The sequence below is a fragment of the Maricaulis sp. genome (genome assembly GCF_017643475.1).
In the GTDB taxonomy this organism is placed as follows: domain Bacteria; phylum Pseudomonadota; class Alphaproteobacteria; order Caulobacterales; family Maricaulaceae; genus Maricaulis.
Genome location: NZ_JAEPNI010000001.1, coordinates 839,720 through 861,192, shown reverse-complemented (window position 1 = coordinate 861,192; position 21,473 = coordinate 839,720). Strand labels below are relative to the sequence as shown.

Genomic DNA, 21,473 nt, shown 5'->3' with positions numbered 1-21,473 from the left:
CCCCCGAATTACAGGAGACGGCACCCGTGAAGAACATCAAATAGCAATCGAGGGCGGCCCCGACGGCCCGCCATCGCACCAGGCGCCCCTGCTTAACAGCCGGTCCTCTGGTGATGTCTCCCGTCGACCCCAGCCCTGTTGTTATTTGAACGTATTCACGAGGCGAGCCCTGCGGCTCGATGACCGATGTCGACTTCTGCATTTGATGCCCATACCGAACAAACCGAGGACCTGATCGACGCGCGCGATCTGCATGATGATGTCCGTGAAGGCCTGTACGCCGATCCGGATGATGAGCCGCGGACGAAAAGCCTCTCCAATACCGCTGTCATGGCCTATCTGGCCAAGCAATGGCGCCGTCGCCCCGTGCTGCTGGCCGGCATGATCTTCTTCATGGTTCTGGCCACGATCATGGAGCTGGTGATCCCGGTCGCCGCAGGACGCCTGATCGACACGCTGTCGGCCGGCCCGGGCGTGGGCAATCCCTGGGACGCCTTCTCCCTCTATCTGGGCGTTGCCGTGGTTTTCTACGCCGTGCGTCAGCTGGCCTCGCGCTGCGAGGTGCCCTTCTCATCTGCCAACATGGCCGACATGACGACGGAGGCCTTTGCCAAGGTTCAGCGCTTCTCGCTGGACTGGCATGCCAATACCTTCGCCGGTTCAGTCGTGCGCAAGATCACGCGCGGCATGTGGGCCTATGACACGATTACCGTGCACATCTTCATGGGTATCGCGCCCTCGATCGGCGTGATGCTGGGCATTGCCGGGATGATGGCTATCCGCTGGCCGCTGGTGGGCGGGATCGCCTTTGTCATCATGTGCGGCTTCATCGCCTCCTCCCTGCTGTTGAGCCGCTATTACATCCGCCCGCAGAACATCCGCTCGAACGCGCTGGACAGCGAGATCGGTGGTGCGCTGGCGGATACGATCGGCGGCATCGCCACGGTGAAGAGCTTTGGTGCGGAAACGCGCGAGGATGGCCGTTTCCACGGCCTGGCCTGGCGCTGGCGTGCCGCGACCAAGAAAACCTGGAACCGTTTCGTCAACTCCTGGCTGGTCAACATCGTCACCGACCTGACCATGCAGGCGGCCCTGGTCGGCCTGCTGGTCTGGCAATGGTCGATTGGCAGTGCGAGCGCCGGTGATGTCGTGGCGGCCCTGACGGCCTACATGATCGTCTCGGGTTACATGCGCCGCTTTGGTGAACAGGTGCAGCAGGTCCAGCGCGGTCTCGACGAGATCCAGGATCTGGCGATTTTCGATGCCCAGGAAACCGAGGTCAGCGATCGTGACGACGCGACGGAGTTCCAGCCCGACCAGGGAGAGGTCCGGTTCGACAAGGTCGACTTTACCTATGCCGGCCAGGAACGCCCGCTCTACACAGGTTTCGAGCTGGCCATCCGCCCGGGCGAGAAAGTCGCCCTGGTCGGACCGACCGGTTCGGGCAAGTCGACTTTCGTGAAACTGGTCCAGCGGCTCTACGACGTCAGTGATGGCGCCGTGCTGATCGATGGCCAGGATGTGCGTGCGGTCAAGCAAGACAGCCTGCGACGTCACATCGCCCTGGTGCCCCAGGATCCGGCGCTCTTCCACCGCACCATCGCGGAGAATATCGCCTACGCCAATCCACAGGCCTCGCCAGAGGATGTGGTGGCAGCGGCCAAGGCGGCCCACGCCCACGACTTCATCATTCGCCTGCCCCAGGGGTATCGCACCCTTGTCGGAGAGCGCGGGGTGAAACTCTCCGGGGGTGAACGCCAGCGTGTCGCCATTGCCCGTGCCATCCTTGCGGATGCGCCCATCCTGATCCTGGATGAGGCCACGTCGAGCCTGGACAATGAGACCGAGCGCGAGATCCAGTCGGCGATGAATACGGTGATGAAAGGGCGGACAACGATCATCATTGCCCACCGTCTGTCGACCATCCGCGATGCCGACCGTATCCTGGTGTTCGAGCAGGGCCGGATCGTTGAACAGGGTCGGCACGATGAGCTTGTGGGTCGTAGTGAGGGCGTCTATGCGCGCCTGGCTGAACTCGCGTCCACCTAGTTCACAGTGACGTAACTGGATATGAAGGCCGGGACGTGTATTTATCTCGACGTCTAACGTGTTGGGAGAAAAACATGCCCCGGCTTTTGGCTGCTCTTGGATTTTTTCTGCTTCTGATCGTTCCGGCGCACGCGCTAGACGATGAGCACCCGCGACCGTTCGACGAGAATTACGACGCGATGGCTATCGTTGATGAAGCCCTGCTGGAAGGCCTGGCCGAACAGAAGCGTGTCCTGCTGGTTCTGGGCGCCAACTGGTGCCATGACAGCCGTGGCTTGGCCCATCACTTCCAGGACGAGGAACTCGCCGCCACGCTGGAAGAACACTACGTGCTGCGCTTCATCGATGTCGGCTGGCGTGACCAGAACCACGCCGTGATGATGCGTTTCGGTGTCGCCGCGATCTATGCCACGCCGACCGTTTTCATCGTGGACCCCGCCGATGAGCGCCTGCTCAATCGCGATAGCCGCAATGACTGGGGATCCGCAGCCTCCCGCACAACCGAGGAAGCCCGGGAATATTTCGCAGACTTCGCTGTCGGCGAAGGCGATATGGATCTGGTTGAGAGCTCGCTGGTCTATCAGTCCCTGCTGATCGAGATCGAGGTGTTCGAAGCCGAACAGGGTGAACGCCTGGCCGAGGCCTATGTCGATATCGGCCGCTGGCGCGCCATGGAAGATGACGAGCGCCCGGCGGACTTCATGGAGCTGGCCGGCGAGGTGGACACCTGGCGCAGCCGCATGCGTCGCCAGTCCCGGCGCCTTTATCGCGAAGCCTATCGTGCGGTAGAGGACGCCCTGACCGACATGGCTGGCGAGGCCGAGGTAACAGCAGCAACCGTCGCCCTGCTCGACCAGTCCGATCCGGATATCAGCCTGCGATTTCAGGCCTTCCAGAGCGAGCGCTGGTAACACGTATCTCTTACGCATTGATTTTGGACGCCGCGGGCGCGACAAGCGAAGATAACCGCTGAGCGCCCGAGGAGGAAATTGTCATGGCCGGAATTCCCTATTTCGAGATCCACTCCTTTGCCGCTCCCGGTGAGGCGTTTACCGGCAATCCGGCGGGCGTCTGCCTGCTCGACAGCTTTCCCGATGACAACATCATGCGCGGCATTGCGGCGTCCAACGCACTGTCGGAGACCGCCTTTGTTGTTGCGCGAGAACAAGACCTTTGGGATCTGCGCTGGTTTACCCCAACGGTCGAGGTTGATCTTTGCGGCCATGCCACCTTCGCTGCGGGCGCTGTCCTGCTGGAAGCCGGCAAGGTCGTTGGCGACACTGCCCGGTTTGAAACGCGCTCGGGCCGCCTCGAAGTCCGCGCAGACGGGCATCAACTGGCCATGGACCTGCCCTCGATCGGCTTCATTCCCGGCCGCCACGCGCCTGCCCTTGAAGCCGCGCTCGGCCTTCAGGCATCGCCGGAGGAAGTTCTGGACGTCAATCGCATCCACGGCGCGGGTTACCAGATGTGGGTCGTTGGCCATGAAAACCTGGTACGCAGCGCCGAACCCGATCACGGCCTTCTGCGCAAGCTGAACACGAATGTGATCCTGACGGCGCCCGGTGGCAGCGGGCTGGACTTTGTCTCCCGCTTCTTTGCCCCCGCCTCCGGTGTCGACGAGGACCCGGTCACTGGCTCCGCCCACTGCACACTTGCGCCCTACTGGGCCGAGCGTCTGGGCAAGACGCGGATGAAGGCGCGCCAGATCGGGCCACGCCCCGGCGCGCTCGAGGTCAAGACACACAAGGAGCGCGTGACCCTGTATGGCCACGCGCCCCATTATCTCTCCGGGGAAATCACCCTCCCCTGATACGCCACACTCAGTAGCGGTAACCGCGATGATTGTTGTAGCGGCTGTTGCGATAGCCGTGACGATCTCGGTAACCACGACCGCGTTCACGATATCCACGACGTCCGCGCTCGATCACGACATCGATCTGACGCAGGTCACCACGACGCGTTTCGCGATAGAAATTGCCATGGCGGCGATAGACAATGCCCGGCGAAGCCAAGCGTCCGCCCGAACCGCGTTCAATGCCATTGCGCCGCTCCCAGCGATCGGGGACATACGTCCAGGCACGAGGCGGGCACTCGATCACGCGACGGTCGCGTCGATCTTCGCGTCGATCCCAGCGCCCTTCATCAACCCGTCGGTCACGGCGATCTTCGCGCAGATCCGGGCATGCACGGGCATTCAGGTACCAGGTGCCGGCAGATGCGGTTCCCGAGATACCGACCGTGCCCAGACCAGCCAGAAACGCGGCTGCAAGTGCGCTCTTGAAAAATGACATGGCTTACTCCTTTGCCTGAGTGGCCGTCTCCGGCCGGTGTGGGAGCAGCTAACAACAGTGGATCTGAGCGGGCCTTGAATGTGCGGTTCAGCTTCAGGTCATCTAGCTGAACGGATAAAGACAGGCGCCCCCAGCCTTGGTTTTTCCTGACAATCCGGGTTTAGTGGTGCGGGATGTTACGGGAGGTGCGGATGAAAGAGTTCTGGATCGCAGGTCTGACACTGCTGCTGGCGGGCAGTGCCAACGCACAGACGACGAGCAGCGAGCCCGACCCGTCACAGCTTTCCAGTCGTGAGATCACCCGCTATCTGCACACCTATACCCAAAAGCCCCAACGCCCCCAGGGCGTGTCCACTGGTCGCTATCGCGGTGTCGACAGCTGCCGCTGGGCCAATGACGGTGAGTGCGATGATCCCGGCATCGGCACCGGTGCCTGCACGGTCGGCACGGACTACTCCGACTGCTGGCGCATCGCCGAAGGGGTGGAAGACAATTCCTGCCAGTGGGCCAATGACAATGAATGTGACGAGCCGGGATTTGGCACCGGCGCCTGTACCCAGGCGACCGACCTGGCCGATTGCGGCAGCGTCATCGAACTGCGCTTTCGCAATGACAGTTGCGAGACGGCCTTTGACGGGGTCTGCAATGAACCCGAAATCGGTGATGGCCGCTGCGAGGAGCGTACCGACCGCGCCGACTGCATGGGCCGGGATCGGCCGTTGGGCATCAATGACCATTTCTTCGGGCATGACGACCGCATCTTCATGGACACGGCACAATTCCCGTGGAGCGTGATCGGCCAGGTGGATTTTGATGCCGGGGGTGCCTGCACCGCGACCCTGATCGCCGAGGACGTACTCATCACCGCCGCCCACTGCATTTCCGAAGGCAATAGTGCCGACTCCCGCGGTGTCTTCAACACGGCATCAGCGCGACGCGGCGGCCCGGTCTCGGCCCGGGTCATCGGACACTTCATGGATCCGGACTGGAATGAGCAGCGTTTCAGCAATACCGACGACATTGACGGCACGGACTGGGCACTGCTGCGCCTTGACCGTCCGATCGGTCGCGAGCTGGGCTATGTCGGCGTCAGGGCGCTGGTGGACGAGGTCGGCAATCGCCAGGCCCGTCAGATGGACCTCTACCAGGCCGGATACAGCTGGGATACGGGCACACACCTGTCCGGCAATATCGGCTGCAACATGACCCGCATCTATCGCGATAACACGATGGCGCATGATTGCGACACCACGCGCGGCGATAGCGGATCACCCTTCATGATCCGCGAGGGCGACGAGTATTTCATCGTCGCAACCGACAGCAATTTCCGCCGCAATCCGGGTCAGCCGATGACCTATATCGCGGCGCGGGCTGATCGCTGGGTGGAATATCTGGAAGACTTCCGCAATGGCCGCCTGGGCCGGGCTGACTCGCGTCCGACCAACACCACCAAACCGGTCAAGGAAGGCGACTAGTCCTCGGCGAACAGGCGCTCCAGGCTGACCGCCAGCGCCTGCCTCCATCCGGCCATGTCATGACCGCCCTGGTAGAGCACGAACTCAGCCGGATGCCCCGCATCCGCCAGCGCCTGCATCATGGCAGCATTGGTGTCCAGCATGACGTGTCCGGCATTGGTTGAGGTCACGACATATTCCAGCGAACCGGCAGCCAGCACAAAACGCGGGCCATCAAGGCGGGCAGCGGGAACGCGCCGCGTCAACCAGCGTGGCGCCTGTCCGTCAGGTGACCAGTAGAAGGAGCCCGAAAGCGAAATCACCCCGAGAACGTCCTGCGGGCGTTCCAGCGCTGTCCGGCTGGCCACAAGCCCTCGGCGAGAGGCGCCGGCGAGGATTCGCCGACCATCAATGCCGGCATCGGCCAGGGCCGAAGGCAATTCCTCACTGAGAAAAATCAGTTGGTCATCATAGTCCTGGCGCGCGCTGGCGGTATCGAGCTGGTCTATGAGGACAACATGCATGGGCGGCACCGCGCCGGCATTGACGAGATGCTGGACGATCTCCCAGGCCGGCGCGCGAACACCCCAGTTGAAACTGTCATAAAGAACGAGCACCGGAGCATCCGCCTCCGCGCCGCCAACGGTGTGGTGCTGCAGAAATACTGTGCGCCCAAGAACCGCACTCTCCACCGTGAGCAGCTCCGGCTCAAACCGTAGCGTAAAGGGGATTGGCATGATGGCCGGGTGGCGTGTGGCGCTGTCGGCCAGCAGAACCGCCTCGGCAGACGCGCCGCGCAAATGCGCCGGATTGGCTGCATCGCTCAGACGCCGCCACCCCTGGGGCGTTTCGATCAGGAAACTGTAGACCGCCGTGGCATCACGCGGGACGTCCAGGGTCAGGTGATGGATACGCGTATCGCCAAGCGCCTGCATTGGCAGGGTGAAATCACGCAGATAATCTTCAACGGGCTGACGCGCCATGCCCGCATTGATGACACTGTCGAAGCGGACCCGGCTGGTGCCATGCGGCACCTGGATAACGAAGGTGACCCGGCGCAGGCCTTCATCCTCCGGGTGATCCTCGATGAGCGGCAACCCGCGCGATCGCAGGTTTCGCCAGATTTCCTCTTCCGCATGCGGGCGCAATTCAAGCTCGGCCAGCGCCGAGCTGATCGCTGCAGGCGCAGGCTGGGCAGGCAGCGAGCTTGGCAAGGCCAGCATGGCCAGCAGGCCAGAAACAATGACGAACACACTTTTCCTCATGAACGGCACAGTCTAGCGTTTTCCGCGCAAGGGGGAAGCCATGCTCGACAAACTCATCGGACCGAATTCGACACGGAACCAGCACTATGTGCTGATCGCTTCGATCCTGCTTGGCGCGCTGTATTTCCTGGACGGGTTCGAGATCGGCTTGCCCTATCCCGCCGATGTCGTGCTCAAGGCTTCCGGCATCGTTCTGCTGGGCGCGCTGGCCTGGATGCGTGGATATCGCTGGCTGGCGGCAGGCCTGTTGCTGGGCTCGGCGGGAGATGCGTTCCTGGCCCTGCAGCCGACTGGGGACAGTATCGAAGCCATCCTGCGCTCCGAAGCCCTGCAACAGGGATTGGGCATCGTTTCCTTCGGTCTCGGGCATATCGTCTATATCGGCCTGTTCGCAGCGATCCTGCGCCAGCGGTCCCTGGTCGGCGGCTACGGCTTCCTGGCTGCAGGCGGCCTGGCCGTGTTCGGCGCCATCATGCTGATTGCCCTGCAACCGCATTTCGGCGAGCTGCGTATCGCGGCCTCGATCTACAACGCCATCATCATGGCGATGGCCATCCTGGCTGTGATGAGCCGCGCCCACCCGCTGGCAATTGCGGGCGCGCTGCTGTTCGTGGTGTCAGACAGTGTGTTGGCCTGGCGCATGTTCGCCGGCGCCCTCGACTGGGCCGGACCGGTCGTGTGGGCCACCTATTATCTGGGCCAGGCCGGGATCTGCCTCGGACTGGCGCGGGAGCGCTAGAGGGCACCGGCTGCTGACCAGCGATGAACCGGGACGAAGGCATAAAACTCCTCCAGGGGCACGGGTTTCGCGGCCATGACAGAGAGTCCTTTGCCTGGACCTCGGGAGGCGATGTCGATGTTGTGGTGGGCTGGCAACAGACCCCGGAGCGACAAAGTGCGCCGATCATATTTCTCACGAATCTTGAGCTTGCAAGGCAGATCGCCGGCATTGTTCGGGCGCAGTTGGGCCACGACGTAACCGAGATGTGCTTCTTCAGCGCGGTACTGGAGGATCTGAACCGATCGGAAATCCGGATCGCCCCTTCGCGTACATCATTCTTTTCCACGCTTCTGGCCGCCGGACCGCAGGCCATGCTTGAAGACGCTGGGATTACCGGCATGCCCGAGGTCATTCGGCGGGTCATCGCCCGCGAACTGGGGGCACCGGCAGGTCATGGCTTGATGGCCTATAGCTGGAGCCTGACACATGACCCCGCGCTTCGAGCGCAAGTCCTCTCTGACTCCAATTATTGGAATATTCCGCTCAATTCTGCGGTCAAGGAACAGCTCGACAGGGTAAATTCGTGACCTCAGCTCGCCCGTCGACAGGATAGCCGGGATCCCCCGGATGTCCGCTGCGCGGTCACCGTGGGATGACGGTGTTGAAGGCCACATGGCTATGTTCCTCCTTTCCCTTGATGGGAAAGGTGCCCACGAAGTGGGCGGATAGGGTGCGGCCCGAAAGGGCCAAAAGAAGCGACTCTCACTCGCGCCTCCGGCGCGCACCCACTCCACCATTGCTTTGCAATGGTCCCCCTCGCCCATCAAGGGCGAGGATGAGCTGAGTAGGCACAAGCGCTAGATCACGCCTTCCGGGAGTTTCCAGTCGGGGCGGACGAAGTGGCAGGTATAGCCTTCCGGGAAACGTTCCAGATAATCCTGGTGCTCGCTTTCCGCTTCCCAGAATTCGCCCAAAGGCTGCAGCTGGGTGACGACCTTGCCGGGCCAGAGGCCCGAGGCGTCCACAGCGGCAATCACCTTCTCGGCCTGCGCCTTTTGCTCGGCATCGGCATAGAAGATCACGGAGCGATACTGGCTGCCAATATCATTGCCCTGGCGGTTCAGCGTCGTCGGGTCGTGGATCTGGAAGAAGACCTCGTAGATCTCCTTCAGGCTGATCGTTTCGGGATCGAAGCGGATCTCGATGGATTCCGCATGGCCCGTCTGGCCGGTCCTGACGGTATTATAGGTGGCATTTCGCGTGGTGCCACCGGTATAGCCGACACGGGTGGCAATAACGCCGGGACGTTTGCGCAGCAGATCCTGCATGCCCCAGAAACATCCACCGGCCAGGGTGATCGTTTGCTCAGCCATAATGCTCTCCTCGCTCCCGCCGGCCTATCCGACGGGGTCGAAGATAGAACCGGTAACCGAATTTTCTAGTTCATCAAGCCCTGTTCAGACGCCATGGAACGCATGGCCTTCTGCAGCTTTTCAAACGCACGGACCTCGATCTGGCGAATACGCTCACGACTGACGCCGTAATGCTCTGCCAGTTCTTCCAGCGTCTTGGGGTCTTCCGTCAGACGGCGTTCCTGCAGGATGTGCTGCTCGCGCTCGTTCAGCTCACCCATGGAGGCCTGCAGAAGCTGCATGCGGGTGTCGAACTCGTCGCTTTCGGCCAGCTCGTCTTCCTGGCTTTCCGCATCATCATCTGCCAGCCAGTCCTGCCACTGCCCCTCGCCTTCCGTGCCTTTCAGCGGCGCGTTGAGCGAGGCGTCCGGACCGGACAGGCGACCGTTCATGGACACGACATCGTCATTGGTCACGCCCAGCTTGGTGGCGATTTCCTCGACCTGGTCCGGGCGCAGATCGCCCTCGTCCAGGGCCTGCATCTGGCTTTTCATGCGGCGCAGGTTGAAGAACAGCTTCTTCTGCGCAGCCGTCGTACCCATTTTCACCAGCGACCAGGACCGCAGGATATATTCTTGGATCGAGGCGCGGATCCACCACATGGCGTAGGTCGCCAGGCGGAAACCTTTTTCCGGGTCGAATTTCTTGACCGCCTGCATCAGGCCGACATTGCCCTCTGAAATCACTTCAGCGACCGGCAGGCCATAGCCGCGATACCCCATCGCGATCTTGGCCACCAGGCGAAGGTGAGAGGTCACCAGCTTTTCGGCGGACTTCGCATCACCGTGTTCACGCCAGGCCTTGCCGAGCATGAATTCCTCGTCCTTTTCCAGCATGGGAAAACGGCGGATCTCGGCCAGATAGCTGGACAGACCCTGTTCCGGCGAGAGCGATACTGCGAGTGCGTTAGACATAATCTACATCCTATCCCTATGCAGACGAGGCTGGCCAGAGGCCTCACCATGCCTGCTCGCAGACGTATTTGGGGAAGCGAAAGCGCGAATGCTAGGGCCTCACGCCGACGTTACCGCCATTTGAGCGTACATAATGCCTATGCATCCATGCACGCCCCCGCCTGCCCTATGCATATGGGAATTCAAATTCCGCGTGCAAGGGCAGGCCCGATGTGGAGTTGACGGCTATGCGTCGTGGCGGTGCTGCGCCCGGACGACCTGCAATTCCAGCCGCTTGACCTCTCGCAGGACCTGATTGGTCAGGATCTGCTGGAACAGCACGCCGCGCAGGAACAGAACGATCTGGGTGACCACAACAAGGCCCAGACCCCAGCGCAGGGTCTTCAGCACGTCATCCGTGGCGATCAGCTGCAGCGTGATCCATACCGCCAGGACGACAAAGACCAGCACCATGAACATGACAACAGCCATGACCCAGCCCATCGAGCCGGAGAAAATGCCCAGCGCCTGACGGAAAAAGCCGGGCTGCGGGGCGTGGCGCCCCAGAAGCTCGCGATCCTCGGCGTCCAGCGCTTCGGTGATCAGATCATCGATATCCTTGTCAGTATTGCTCATATCAGGCTCCATCACTGGTAATCTCCAACGCGTCCCGGAGTTTCCGGCGCGCGTGCATCAAACGGGTTTTCACGGTCCCCACCGGAACATCCAGGGCGAAGGCGATCTCGGTCACGCTCATCTCCTGGCGGTGAAACAGCGCCAGCGCAGAGCGCTGGTCAGGCGGCAGGTCCGCCATCGCCCTCGCGACCACGCCGACATCGGCCTGGTTTTCCGCGAGGATCTCGTCATCCATGACGTCCGGGGGTTCGGCCGCAATCGCGGCCTGTGTGTCGCGGATGCGCTGTCGCTTGCGGATCATTCCTGCACATTTGCGCGTGACGATCCGATAGGCCCAGGCGGGAAAAGCCGCCGGGTCATTGAGGCGCCCCAGGCCGCGGACTATGTCCAGCCAGGCGTCCTGGAGGACATCCTGCGCCATGTCGGCATCCCCGGATAGGCGCCAGGCATGGCGGGCGAGTTCGGGCTGGTAGAGGCGCGCCAGCTGGTCGAAAGCCGCGCGATCTCCGGTCCTGGCCGCACTGACCAGGTATTCCCCGAGCACGCGTTTCTTGTCGCGTCGCATGGCCTTGCCTTCCCTGACCCTGCTCAGCTGGTCACAACCGGCAGGTCGATCATCACCGCATAGACGAGGACGAGCGCGGCAGCGAAGGCGATCGGCGCCAGCAGGCGCACGACCACCGGGTGCAGCTTGTCAGCCCACCAGACGGCATAACCATGATGCCACCGGCGCGGCACCAGGAGGATGAGTACCGATGTCGCGGCTATGAAAAGGCCGATCCACTGGAAGGCGTCCGGGAAGCGTGACAGCGGCGCGGCCCCGATCATGGCCAGCCCGAAGCTGAACCGCAGCGCCTGTTCCGCCACATTGATCAAGGCGGTGCTGCCGGCCATGCGCAGAATGGACAAGGCCCCATCCGGAGCGAGCAGCATGAGACTCCCCACCAGCCCCATCCAGGCGGCGAAGAGGAGCACTCCGTGAATGGCGATTTGCGAGATCATGTCATCCCTCATTCCAAAACATGTGTTCGGAATAAAGGTGCGCCCCGGTCGGCAACCGGTTCAATCGGACCCGGTTTTTTCTTCAGATACGGCGCCTAGCTGGCCTTGGAAACGCTCTGATGGAATTGCAGATAACCGCGTTCAACCATGCGGCGCATGGCATCATAGGCTTCGGACAACTCCTCATAGGCCGTCCGTAGCAGGCCCAGGCGCTCAACCTCGGTTTTTTCCAGGGGCGCGCGGCTCCGCGCAGCGGACATCGCCGCATCGACCCATGCACTGCGGGCCTTGGAAGCGGACAGAGCGAGGTTCTGGAAATCCTCAAGCGTGACAGAATGGATCGTCTTCTTGATCACCGCCTGATTGGCGGCGAACACGGTATAATCAATCTGCTCCAGCTGACCGCGCAGTTTGCGCTGTTCAGCGGGGTCCTGCACGAGATCCGGCTCGAACCGGTCCGATACCTTGCGATAGCTCGACGTCACGGTCTTGGACATTACCAACTCTCCTTCCGGGATAGTAGAATTTCACTCTGCCACTAAGGGTTTAAGCAATATTGAACAGGGGTTTCACGGCAGGAACGGCATTACCCTCCGTTTGGAAAGAATGCTCTTCCACAAACCCGGTCGATCCCACGCGAAATCAGCCCTATCTCCTTGCTCAACAGGTTCAGGGAGGACGTTATGTCTGCACCAAAAATTCTCGTTCTTGCCGGTTCTGCCCGCAAGGACAGCGTCAACAAGAAACTCGCCACCAATGCCGCTGACATCGCGCGCGACAGGGGCGCCACGGTCACCCATATCGACCTGGCTGATTATGAAGCCCCGCTCTATCACGGGGATGATGAGGCCGAGAACGGGCTGCCCGACAGCATGAAAGCGATGCGCAAACTGCTCGCCGAACATGACGCGATGATCGTCGCCACGCCGGAATACAACGGCAATATTCCACCACTGCTCGTCAATACTTTCGACTGGATGTCCAGGCCCGATGGCGAAGACAGGTCCAACCCCTTTGCCGGCAAGCTGGCCATCCTGATGGCCGCTTCCCCCGGCGGTCTGGGTGGCGTGCGGGTGATCCCCCGCCTGCGCGCCTTCCTCACCGATCTTGGCATGATGCCCCTGCCAGGACATGCCTCGGTACCGGGTGCCTTCCAGGCTTTCGACGAGGATGGACGCCTGACCAATGACCGGTCGCGGGGTCAGATCGAGAGCCTGGTGGACAATCTCACGAAATTCCTGGGCGGGGCGTGACGCCGGTCACGGTAAACCCTGTCCACTTCGGAGTAGACTGACCCGACAAGAATATTCCTGCCTTCCCCTCCCAGACGCAGGAGCATGTCATGGGTCAGACTATTTCCGGTCCGCTGGTTTCGGCGGCCCAAGCTGAATTCGAACAAATGCGCGACGAACTCTGGTCGCGCCTGAAATCCGGCCAGCTGGATGGTCACCGCTTCGTCAGGGGCGCCAGCATTGTCGGACACGACGTCGATTTTTGCTGCGAGAGCGCCAAGCTCCTCATCGACATCCATCCCACAAACGGCGCAGACCCGGCCCTGCTGGACGAACGACGCATCGCCGAGCTTGAGGAGGCGGGGTATCTGGTCCTACACCTGTGGGAGCAGGATTTACGTCGCGGGGTCGATCTCCTGCTCGATTTCATCCGCCAGGCCCTGGGCTGGCGCGACCCGATCACCGACATGCCCGCCGCGGTCAATGACAGCAGCCATTGCTAAGGCGTTCCGGCCAACCTTTCGACCTGGTCCCGGCCTCAAAGGCCGATGACCTAAGCCTGTAAGGACTGCCCGACAATCCCCTCTCAGGCGTAGTCGTGTGCAATTGGTCGCGGGCATCGCTAACATTACAACGTGTTCATATTGGCTGCGTCTGGGGGGACTTACTGCCATGCGTGTAATCGCTTTTATAATGCTCGCCGCGCTGGCGGGTGCCATCGCCTACAAAACTCAATTCGCCGTCGAAGAACCGGCCGCCGGGCCGAGTGAGGAGGCTGTCACCGAGGAAATGGCTTCGGAGCAAGCCGCGAGCGAAGACGCCGTGGCCGAAGACACCGCCGCGGAGGACATTCCTGAAGAAGACATGCCCGGGGAAGACATGCCCGGGGAAGACATGGCTGACGACGCCATGCAGGAACAGAGCGTCGCTGAAGAAGACGAAGGCGAAGCTGAAGAAGACGAAGGCGCAGAAGAATAGGGTCCGGACATTCTCGTCTGTCTTAATCCTCATGGGGCGACGGTATTGACCGTCGCCCTTTTCATTGGCGCCCCTTTCATATTGCGGAAGGTTAAATCAGCCACATATTGAGCCGGAGCGGACAAGCAGACTAGCATCACGCCAAATCCGAAACGGAGCCCGACATGATCCGGACCCTTGCATTCGCTACACTCACACTGCTCGCCGGCACGACCAGCATCGCCGCCCAACCGCTCATCCTGATCACCAATGATGATGGCTATCAAAGCCCCGATCTGCGCGCCCTCGCCTCGGCCCTCAATGCCCAGGCTGATGTCATCATCGTCGCACCCCAGAGCAATCAGAGCGGGACATCAACCTCGCTGGGCAATCTGCGCGCCGAGGCGGAATGGTCGGAGTTCGAATTTGACGGCGCCGACATTTCCTACTGGATCAACGCCACGCCCTCCGTGTCCACGCATTTCGGAATCGACCTGGCCGAACGTCATTATGGCCGTCAGCCCGACCTCGTCATCTCCGGCATCAATGCGGGGATGAATGACGGACAGTCGCACCATTATTCCGGCACGGTCGGCGCCGCGCGCACCGCCAGCCTGTACGGCATTTCTGCGCTGGCAGTTTCGCTTGATCGTGCTGACGGTCGCGACCTGGACGGGGCTGCGGAATGGGTGGCTGCCTTTGTGGCGCAAATGCCCGGCGATGCGAACCCGGTCTATTACAACATCAACATGCCCGCGACCGACCTTGATGCGGACAGCCCGGCTCTCATCACCCGCCCGGCTGATGTGCGGCTGGAAATCTTTGACCGCAACGCCCAGCCACTGACGGTGGAAACCGGCCTGCGTTCAGGCACGGCACGTTGGGGTTACCGGTTTGAAGGCGATCCCGGCGACGGCACCGACATGGCCGCGATCGCCCAGGGCGCCATCTCGATCACCCCGCTGGTCGTGGAGCATTTCGACCGCGCGCAGTAGGACCCGATGCCGCAACAGAGCTCGAATGGCTTTCTCGCGTGAAACGCTTCAACAAACTGCTGCTCGACCGGGTCCAAATAGCGCGTAAGAGCTACGATTCAAGCAAAAATAAAAAGTAATAACGGTGCAAATCCAATCGACTGCCCCGCCCGTAAAGAGAGCATCAAACCTCACCTTACGGAGTAGTTTTCATGGTATTCAATCGTCTCCTCGCCGCTTCCGCGCTCGCCCTGATCACGGCAGCCGGCGCCTCTGCCCAGTCCTACGTGTCCGGCTCTGCCGGTTTCAGCCTGCTCAAGGACAGCGACAATAGAGGCGCCCTGACTCGTGCATTCACGACCGGTGACGGCGTCGCCGTTCCGGCCGGCACGGTGCTCGCCAGTGGCACGGAAATCGGCTGGTCGACCGAGTTCGACAACGGCCTCTTCCTCGCAGGTGCCTACGGCTACCGGTTCAACGACAAGCTGCGGGGCGAGATCGAAATTTCCTACTCCAGCAATGATGTGGACGGCCATGCCGATGTGACCGCTGGTGGTGGCGCGCTGGGCGGCGCGGATGCCGCCGCGCTGATTACCGGGTCTGCACCGCTCGGCGTAACGATTGCCGACCTCGTCGCTGACGGCCAGGGCGACGTGACCACGACCGCCTATGCACTCAACCTGTACTATGATTTCGATTTTGATGATGCGCCGCTGGACTTCTATGCCGGTGCCGGTGTCGGGCTGGCGGACGTGTCCGTCGACTTCTCCCCGTCCGGTGTCGTCATCATCGATGACAGCGAAACCGTATCCCTGTTCCAGCTGATGTTCGGCGCGAGCTTCCCGCTGTCTGACAAGACCGAAGCCTTTGGTGGCTATCGCTATCGCATGACCGGTGATGTCGGCACCAATGCCAGCCTCTTCCCGACCTCGCTGGACATCGAGAACAATTCCCATGTGCTGGAAGCGGGCATCCGTTTCCACTTCTAGACATCTGCCCGATCGCCCCGGCGATCCTCCCCGCAAGGCCTGGCGTTCGCGCCAGGCCTTTTTGCGTGAACCCCGGCCAAAACCCCAGGCCCAGCCTCCGATTATTGATTTCTTGATCTGTCATTGTCAGTTTCCTGTCGGGTGCCTGTCGTGGTCGACAGGCGGGCCTGGCCGTAATTCTCGCCGGGCAATTGCATGAGAGAGCAGACGCATGGGACTGAAATCGCTGCGCCTTGAAAAAGGCTGGTCGCAGGAACAACTCGCAACCATCAGCGGGTTGAGTGAGCGCACGATCCAGCGCGCCGAACGCGGTGACATGCCCAGCCTGGAAAGCTTGCGCGCCCTGGCCGCCAGTTTCGAACTCTCCCATGCCGAATTGCGTCAACGCATCGAAACCGACATGGAGACCCCGGACATGCCTGCCAATGACACCCTCGCATCGAACACCCCGACCTCGACCCCGGCCGCCGAGCCGACCAGCCCGGTCCTCACCACAACCGCCAAGCGCCTTCTGCTGGGCGGCGCCATCTATGTGCTGGTGATCAGCTGGATGGCCCTCATGCAGGCCTTCGCCGGCTGGGATCCCGAGCTCCTGCCCGTTGTCGCCCTGACCGGCGGCGGCTTCCTGGCGACCTATGCCTTTGCCAATCTTGGCGGCTTCAGCGAGAGCGACAAGAAAGAGGACTAGCGCCCCTCTCTCGTCGGCAAGGCCCGTAGCGACGGCTGGTCGAATGCGGCCGAGCGGAGTGACCAGGGACAGGCTCGACCGGCAATCCTCGTCGGGAGACACGGATCACCCGGCACAAAAAGACCGCCAGACCCGAAAGCCTGGCGGTCCATATTCGCGGTTGCTCGGTCCGGCCTTGAACGGCCCGGATCAGGTCACCCCGATCCGCTCGCGTGAAACGCGGGACCCGTGAAATCACGTCAGAGGAAAAGGGCTGCCTTTACCGCCGCACCTGATTTCGATCCAAGACCGCAACCTTTAAAACCACTGATCATCGGATCACCTCCTCTCGTCTGTTAGCGTTGATAGAAAAGCTAGCACGACGGCGGCCGGGAGCAAGGGCAAAGCCCCCTCACCCTCGCTTCGCTCGTCCTCTCCCCGTGGGGAGAGGGATGCCTCGGAGTTATCCTTCTCCCTCGGGGGAGAAGTGCCCTTCGTAGCCTTGGCGAAGAAGGGCGATGAGGGGGAAGCACCAAAATCTCCACGATCTCGCGATCTGGAGTGAGAGGCATGCGGGAGACCGATTAAACCGGATATTTATGCAATAGCAGGGGTTAGGGACCTCCCGCACACGGGGCTGCTGTCTGCCATGTCCTGATGACCCCGCAGGGTCGGCAGACGCGTCCCGTACATCCATGCCCGAAAAGACTGAGCTCTCGCCTCCCACGACGTGGATCGAGGGAGAGTATGGGGCAGATTTGAGCAGCGTGGATATCTTCCCCGCTCGCGGGGAAGTGGGCTCGCCGTAGCCAAAGGCGAAGGCGAGGTCGAAGGGGCGCTTCCCGGCCTCCCCCGCTTGCGGGGGAGGTGTCCTTCGCAGCCTTTGCGAAGAAGGACGGAGGGGGACAGAATGTTCCGGATAAAACACCAACAGCGCTCCCCCTCAGCCCGGCCGCTCTACGAGCGCCCGGACAGCTCCCCCGCAAGCGGAGGAGCCCGTAGGGGCTGTGACTACAGCGGGAAAGGCGCCCCAAACACCGTCACCCCGATGAAGATCGGGGCCCAGTTCGAAGGACATGGTGTTTCAGGAGCAGGTGCTTTCTGGAGCAGTACACGGCCTACTTCACCGCGTGTAACCGTAGTCAGACAATCGCTTTCGCGCTTTGGTCAGTTCTTTTCGGGTGAACAGGTCGTTTCACCTTGGATCGTCAATAACAATCGCCTCGACAGTCAACTCAAGATGACCCCGCTCATAAAGGGCGGTGTAGCCATCAGAAGGCTTGGAGGAACTGATCAAAACCTTCGCCGTTTCCAATCCGCCCCTGTCCTGTAACATCTGAACGAAGACTGTCGCATTATACCCGATCGCTTTAGCGTCCTGGTAGGCTTTGAGCATTGCCTGATGGAATTGGCGTTCCAGCTGTGTTTGCACACCTGCCTCCCCTTAAACTTCGTGCCAGCACGGGCCGTATTGAATTCCCGCTCCCCTAGGGGTTTAAGGCGCGCGCAATACTCACTACAAGTTTAGGTCCACACAATTTTTGAGCAACGCATGACGACTCTTCAAGATTTGCGACCGTCGAACAAGCCAACAACGATGTCCCTTCTAATCGATTTGGGCTTCGATACATCTGACTGGGGAAACTACAGTCGCGGACCACGTTGGGCAGCAGCGAACCCCAAGTACTGTTACGAATGGGGATATGAGATTCCCGGAGAAATGGCCGTTCTGAACTTATGGGTGCAGAACACCGACATCCGCGGCGATATCGTGTCCCAGTCAAACAATTTTCGCGCCGACGCTGCGTTCTGGCAAGCCAATAGTCGTGCGGCTGACTGGGGCAAACGAGCCGAAAGATTAGACCGGATAGTCAGCCGCGCGGCGAGGCAACAACTTCCGGTTCGGGTGATTTTTCTGGATGGAGAGATGAGAGCCAGTCGGGATCCCAACGCCTCAGCCTCGAAGCCGAAACGTCGTGGATTGGACCCGGAGGTTTGGCGCATCGCCTCATATGACTTCGCGACAGGGCAACATACGGTTGTTAGAGGGGACGCTAAGGGCGAGTATCTGGATCAATTCGATCTGCCTCCAAACTCCGGCCCTCCAGAGAAGTACGAGAACACTGTCTATGCGTTCAAGAGAGATCGGGCTGTTCGCATGCGCGCTTTAGAGCTCGCCGATGGGGCATGCCGGAAGTGCGGTGCTCCAGGCTTCAAAATGCCGAATGGACGACGCTATCTCGAAACCCACCACATCATTCCACTCTCGGAGGGCGGCCCCGACGACATCACCAATGTTATCGCAATTTGCCCGAATGATCACAAAGAAGCCCACTTCGGCGCTAACAGCCTTCAGATGCGCGATGAGCTCCTGAATATCATCAACAATGACAGGATGGATTGAGCCCTGCGAAGCCGGCTCACGCCTACCCCAGATACCTCCGCGCAGGGGGCTTCAATACGGCGGGGTCTCGGCATCGAATTTATAAGAGAGGCTTGGGGAGACGAATAATTAGTAAGTGTCCCTGTTTTTCCACTGCTCCCGATCGATGCGGGCGGCGCGCCAACCCCGCCCCGACGCGACGCGCTCGACGTGATCGACAAGCGCAAGCAGATGGCGTTCGGATTTCAACCGGCCTTCAAAATGGATGGTGACGCCCACTTCAATTCTCCGCCCGGTCGTCAGTTTTCTCGCCTAGCGACGCTATCAGGGAGCCGACAAAGGATGGAAGCTTTCCGAATTGCTTCATGAAACCTGAGACGTCCCTTAAATCTCTTGCCAGCAGGTCGCCGTATTGAACTCTTGCGGTCAAGGGTGAAACCGCGAAGCGGCGCAACGCGCCCTTGACCGCAAGAGTTCAATACGGCCGCGTCTCGGCATGAGGTTTATGGGGTGGTGGGACGCGCCCCGGGGAAAATGGTGTGTGTCCCTGTTTTTTGGTCCTGTTTTTTGTCTGCAGATCCGTGCAGCAGGGTCAAACTTCGTCGTATTTCGCTCGTTGTCGCGCTACTTCATGAACAGGATTATTCAGGTATCCGATCAAATCCTCGAGTACTATCAAATCAAATTCTTTTTGGCCGTGTCCCGCAGAATGAACGGTATGCGTCACGCCGTGATACTGCCTGTCGCCCACATTTTCGTCATCGATCAACGAGATGATTTGGTAATTGGCCAGGTATTCGTCACCAACAGACCACACGACAACCAAATCAATGTCGTTCGTGTTTTTTACATCAGATTCGATGTCCTCAATCAGTCCATCGAGATCGAATTTGTACTCAAGAATTTTTGGCCCGCTTCGGAACTCCGGCTTCCAATTCTCATCGTCTACACCAAGTGGATTATCGTCGGCGTTGTAGAGCATTTGCTCTTCGTTCGATCCGAACACAATCCGGAACATGCCATCATAGGTGAAGCGCTCGTTCGTGGACATAATTTCAATGCCTCGAATAACTCCGCCCGCCACCAATTGATTGAACAACGCGATAACGTCTTGTTCACGCGTGGGTATCGAGGTGATTGATATATGCCGCTTTGGAAGGAAGAACGCTTCATGCACCAAATCTAGGGGATGCCCTCGCTCGTGCTCTTCAAATTCCTTTTTCCAATCATCTACTTGTTGTGATCTGTCTAGATCAACCTGTGTGCCAGTCGCCGCCTTCATCAAACGCTGATGTTTCTGGAAAGCCGACCGAAAAAAGCGAGCGGCGAACGTTTGAAGAAAATCGACTATGTCCTTCTGGAAGCCCTTTCGTCCCAGATCGGATCGAACGTTCTCGACGTGAAAAACGAAATGCAATTGACGCTGGCGACCAATGTTCTTCGTTAGTGGGACCTGAAACATTTCCCCTTGCGGCATGTTGTTCGCCGCAACTTGTATCCCGTGACTCAATACAGCTTGACCGGCACGAATAGACATCTTTTCGTTTATCTTGGCCCAAACTTTTGCAGAATAAACGAAACACGAATACATATAGAGATTGTGCCTCCTAATAAAGTCGCGCTCGTCATCTTGAAGTTCGATTTGCGCTTCGATTTCGTCAATTCCACCCGAAAAATACACGGCGTCCAGGTTTCGCATATTCGATGGCATCTGGAATACGGGGCCATGTTTTTTTAGGAGACTAGCTTGCTTGTCGAGCAACTCTCCAATGCTCTTCGACTTCCGTAGCGCTTGATGCGGCCAGAAGTACGACAAGCCGTTGATCTCTTCGTTGGTCTCGGCACCTTCAGCGGTTCTTGTGACAATAACGGCCTTCAAGTCATCGCGCTGCGGAATGCACCCCAAACCGGTTTTGACCGATAGTATCTTGGCCCATTGGGATGCGGTCTTCGCCTGTAACCAGGACAATTTCGACGGCTTTGTTGTTTTATCGAATGAAACTGTCACGCTCACCCCGTTTTGATACGAACCAAACGCATCGTCTATGGCCCCATCGTGGTCAGTGCGGAGCTTCGGGTTTCCGGATGGGCTTCGGTCCAGAAGCCAGTTCCTCGCACCTATCATTCGCCCGCATGCTTCAAATTCAGTATGCCGAGTAGCGACCTGAATATCGTTGAAGCCGTACGCTAAGTAGGTTGCGCCTACGCCTTTGTGTCCACGGGTAGCACCCGATTTGAACGAGAAGCTTGGAGCAAGGAACTTCTCAAATTTATCTTTGCTAAGTCCGGTCCCATTGTCGGTCACGGTCAAGGTATTTGCTCCGAGGTCGATAACGACACGAACCAAGCCATCGTTCGTTCCGTCTTGAGACATCCGCTCATCGATGGAATCCAATGCGTTTTGGATCAGCTCCGCAAATGGGTCAAACCAACCAACATAAGAGTCCAGAATGTTGGTGATTTCCCTCTTGATCGCATTCTGAGCAACCTCGTCAGTGAGAGATTGCTTCGCAAGCAGGGGGTCGATTTCAAAGGTCATGACGTG

24 protein-coding genes are annotated in these 21,473 nt (G+C 60.0%); 13 read left to right on the top strand and 11 right to left on the bottom strand.

Annotated elements, in window-relative coordinates:
• The first annotated feature begins 186 nt into the window (after positions 1-186).
• The 3 genes from JJ889_RS04080 (at position 187) to JJ889_RS04070 (ending at position 3,862) form a co-directional block, all read left to right on the top strand.
• On the top strand, positions 187-2,049 hold the full coding sequence (locus JJ889_RS04080; RefSeq protein WP_291891695.1) for an ABC transporter ATP-binding protein: 1,863 nt from the start codon (positions 187-189) through the stop codon (positions 2,047-2,049).
• 74 nt (positions 2,050-2,123) lie between these two features.
• The gene (locus JJ889_RS04075) at positions 2,124-2,960 is read left to right on the top strand and encodes a thioredoxin family protein (RefSeq protein ID WP_291891694.1); all 837 of its coding nucleotides are present in this window, start codon (positions 2,124-2,126) and stop codon (positions 2,958-2,960) included.
• Positions 2,961-3,043: 83 nt separating this feature from the next.
• The gene (locus JJ889_RS04070; protein WP_291891693.1) at positions 3,044-3,862 is read left to right on the top strand and encodes a PhzF family phenazine biosynthesis protein; all 819 of its coding nucleotides are present in this window, start codon (positions 3,044-3,046) and stop codon (positions 3,860-3,862) included.
• Positions 3,863-3,872: 10 nt separating this feature from the next.
• Here the strand turns inward: JJ889_RS04070 and JJ889_RS04065 are convergent, their stop codons facing one another.
• Positions 3,873-4,343: a hypothetical protein gene (locus JJ889_RS04065; RefSeq protein WP_291891692.1), complete on the bottom strand. Its 471-nt coding sequence runs from the start codon at positions 4,341-4,343 to the stop codon at positions 3,873-3,875.
• A 191-nt stretch (positions 4,344-4,534) separates the two neighbouring features.
• Here JJ889_RS04065 and JJ889_RS04060 point away from each other — a divergent pair, with 191 nt between their 5' ends.
• Positions 4,535-5,818, top strand: coding sequence for a trypsin-like serine protease (locus tag JJ889_RS04060; protein ID WP_291891691.1), 1,284 nt, complete (start codon positions 4,535-4,537; stop codon positions 5,816-5,818).
• Here the strand turns inward: JJ889_RS04060 and JJ889_RS04055 are convergent.
• The gene (locus JJ889_RS04055) at positions 5,815-7,050 is read right to left on the bottom strand and encodes an alpha/beta hydrolase-fold protein (protein WP_291891690.1); all 1,236 of its coding nucleotides are present in this window, start codon (positions 7,048-7,050) and stop codon (positions 5,815-5,817) included. The genes JJ889_RS04060 and JJ889_RS04055 overlap by 4 nt on opposite strands.
• A 52-nt stretch (positions 7,051-7,102) precedes the next feature.
• Here JJ889_RS04055 and JJ889_RS04050 point away from each other — a divergent pair, with 52 nt between their 5' ends.
• Together JJ889_RS04050 and JJ889_RS04045 are read left to right on the top strand one after the other, a co-directional pair.
• The gene (locus JJ889_RS04050; protein WP_291891689.1) at positions 7,103-7,801 is read left to right on the top strand and encodes a lysoplasmalogenase; all 699 of its coding nucleotides are present in this window, start codon (positions 7,103-7,105) and stop codon (positions 7,799-7,801) included.
• 23 nt (positions 7,802-7,824) lie between these two features.
• Positions 7,825-8,370 carry a hypothetical protein gene (locus tag JJ889_RS04045; RefSeq protein ID WP_291891688.1) on the top strand — a complete coding sequence of 182 codons (546 nt, stop codon included), beginning with the start codon at positions 7,825-7,827 and terminating at the stop codon, positions 8,368-8,370.
• A gap of 270 nt (positions 8,371-8,640) precedes the next feature.
• Here JJ889_RS04045 and msrA read toward each other — a convergent pair whose 3' ends face one another.
• The 6 genes from msrA to JJ889_RS04015 form a co-directional block, all read right to left on the bottom strand.
• Positions 8,641-9,156 (bottom strand): peptide-methionine (S)-S-oxide reductase MsrA, encoded by a 516-nt coding sequence (gene msrA, locus JJ889_RS04040; protein ID WP_291891687.1) that lies wholly within the window; start codon positions 9,154-9,156, stop codon positions 8,641-8,643.
• A 65-nt stretch (positions 9,157-9,221) separates the two neighbouring features.
• The gene (gene rpoH, locus JJ889_RS04035) at positions 9,222-10,109 is read right to left on the bottom strand and encodes an RNA polymerase sigma factor RpoH (RefSeq protein WP_291891686.1); all 888 of its coding nucleotides are present in this window, start codon (positions 10,107-10,109) and stop codon (positions 9,222-9,224) included.
• 225 nt (positions 10,110-10,334) lie between these two features.
• The gene (locus JJ889_RS04030) at positions 10,335-10,724 is read right to left on the bottom strand and encodes a DUF6768 family protein (protein WP_291891685.1); all 390 of its coding nucleotides are present in this window, start codon (positions 10,722-10,724) and stop codon (positions 10,335-10,337) included.
• Position 10,725: 1 nt separating this feature from the next.
• Positions 10,726-11,289, bottom strand: coding sequence for a sigma-70 family RNA polymerase sigma factor (locus JJ889_RS04025; protein WP_291891684.1), 564 nt, complete (start codon positions 11,287-11,289; stop codon positions 10,726-10,728).
• 23 nt (positions 11,290-11,312) lie between these two features.
• On the bottom strand, positions 11,313-11,726 hold the full coding sequence (locus JJ889_RS04020; protein WP_291891683.1) for a hypothetical protein: 414 nt from the start codon (positions 11,724-11,726) through the stop codon (positions 11,313-11,315).
• Between the two features lie 95 nt (positions 11,727-11,821).
• On the bottom strand, positions 11,822-12,223 hold the full coding sequence (locus JJ889_RS04015) for a hypothetical protein (RefSeq protein WP_291891682.1): 402 nt from the start codon (positions 12,221-12,223) through the stop codon (positions 11,822-11,824).
• Positions 12,224-12,409: 186 nt separating this feature from the next.
• Between JJ889_RS04015 and JJ889_RS04010 the strand changes: the two genes are divergently transcribed.
• From JJ889_RS04010 to JJ889_RS03985, 6 genes are all read left to right on the top strand, one after another.
• On the top strand, positions 12,410-12,979 hold the full coding sequence (locus tag JJ889_RS04010; protein ID WP_291891681.1) for an NAD(P)H-dependent oxidoreductase: 570 nt from the start codon (positions 12,410-12,412) through the stop codon (positions 12,977-12,979).
• 89 nt (positions 12,980-13,068) lie between these two features.
• Positions 13,069-13,461 carry a DUF559 domain-containing protein gene (locus tag JJ889_RS04005; protein ID WP_291891680.1) on the top strand — a complete coding sequence of 131 codons (393 nt, stop codon included), beginning with the start codon at positions 13,069-13,071 and terminating at the stop codon, positions 13,459-13,461.
• Positions 13,462-13,630: 169 nt separating this feature from the next.
• Positions 13,631-13,936 carry a hypothetical protein gene (locus JJ889_RS04000; protein WP_291891679.1) on the top strand — a complete coding sequence of 102 codons (306 nt, stop codon included), beginning with the start codon at positions 13,631-13,633 and terminating at the stop codon, positions 13,934-13,936.
• Between the two features lie 164 nt (positions 13,937-14,100).
• Positions 14,101-14,910, top strand: coding sequence for a 5'/3'-nucleotidase SurE (gene surE / locus JJ889_RS03995; RefSeq protein ID WP_291891678.1), 810 nt, complete (start codon positions 14,101-14,103; stop codon positions 14,908-14,910).
• Positions 14,911-15,101: 191 nt separating this feature from the next.
• The gene (locus tag JJ889_RS03990; protein ID WP_291891677.1) at positions 15,102-15,878 is read left to right on the top strand and encodes an outer membrane beta-barrel protein; all 777 of its coding nucleotides are present in this window, start codon (positions 15,102-15,104) and stop codon (positions 15,876-15,878) included.
• A gap of 211 nt (positions 15,879-16,089) precedes the next feature.
• Positions 16,090-16,566, top strand: coding sequence for a helix-turn-helix transcriptional regulator (locus JJ889_RS03985; RefSeq protein ID WP_291891676.1), 477 nt, complete (start codon positions 16,090-16,092; stop codon positions 16,564-16,566).
• A gap of 1,174 nt (positions 16,567-17,740) precedes the next feature.
• Here JJ889_RS03985 and JJ889_RS03980 read toward each other — a convergent pair.
• Positions 17,741-17,977 carry a hypothetical protein gene (locus JJ889_RS03980; protein WP_291891675.1) on the bottom strand — a complete coding sequence of 79 codons (237 nt, stop codon included), beginning with the start codon at positions 17,975-17,977 and terminating at the stop codon, positions 17,741-17,743.
• A 120-nt stretch (positions 17,978-18,097) separates the two neighbouring features.
• Between JJ889_RS03980 and JJ889_RS03975 the strand changes: the two genes are divergently transcribed.
• Complete coding sequence (locus tag JJ889_RS03975) at positions 18,098-18,949, top strand: HNH endonuclease signature motif containing protein (protein WP_291891674.1); 852 nt, start codon at positions 18,098-18,100, stop codon at positions 18,947-18,949.
• 108 nt (positions 18,950-19,057) lie between these two features.
• Here the strand turns inward: JJ889_RS03975 and JJ889_RS03970 are convergent, their stop codons facing one another.
• Together JJ889_RS03970 and JJ889_RS03965 are read right to left on the bottom strand one after the other, a co-directional pair.
• Positions 19,058-19,207, bottom strand: a complete 150-nt coding sequence (locus tag JJ889_RS03970; protein WP_291891672.1) for a hypothetical protein — start codon at positions 19,205-19,207, stop codon at positions 19,058-19,060.
• Positions 19,208-19,520: 313 nt separating this feature from the next.
• A complete protein-coding gene (locus JJ889_RS03965) occupies positions 19,521-21,467 on the bottom strand; it encodes a hypothetical protein (protein WP_291891671.1) in 1,947 nt (648 codons plus the stop codon).
• Positions 21,468-21,473: the final 6 nt, after the last annotated feature.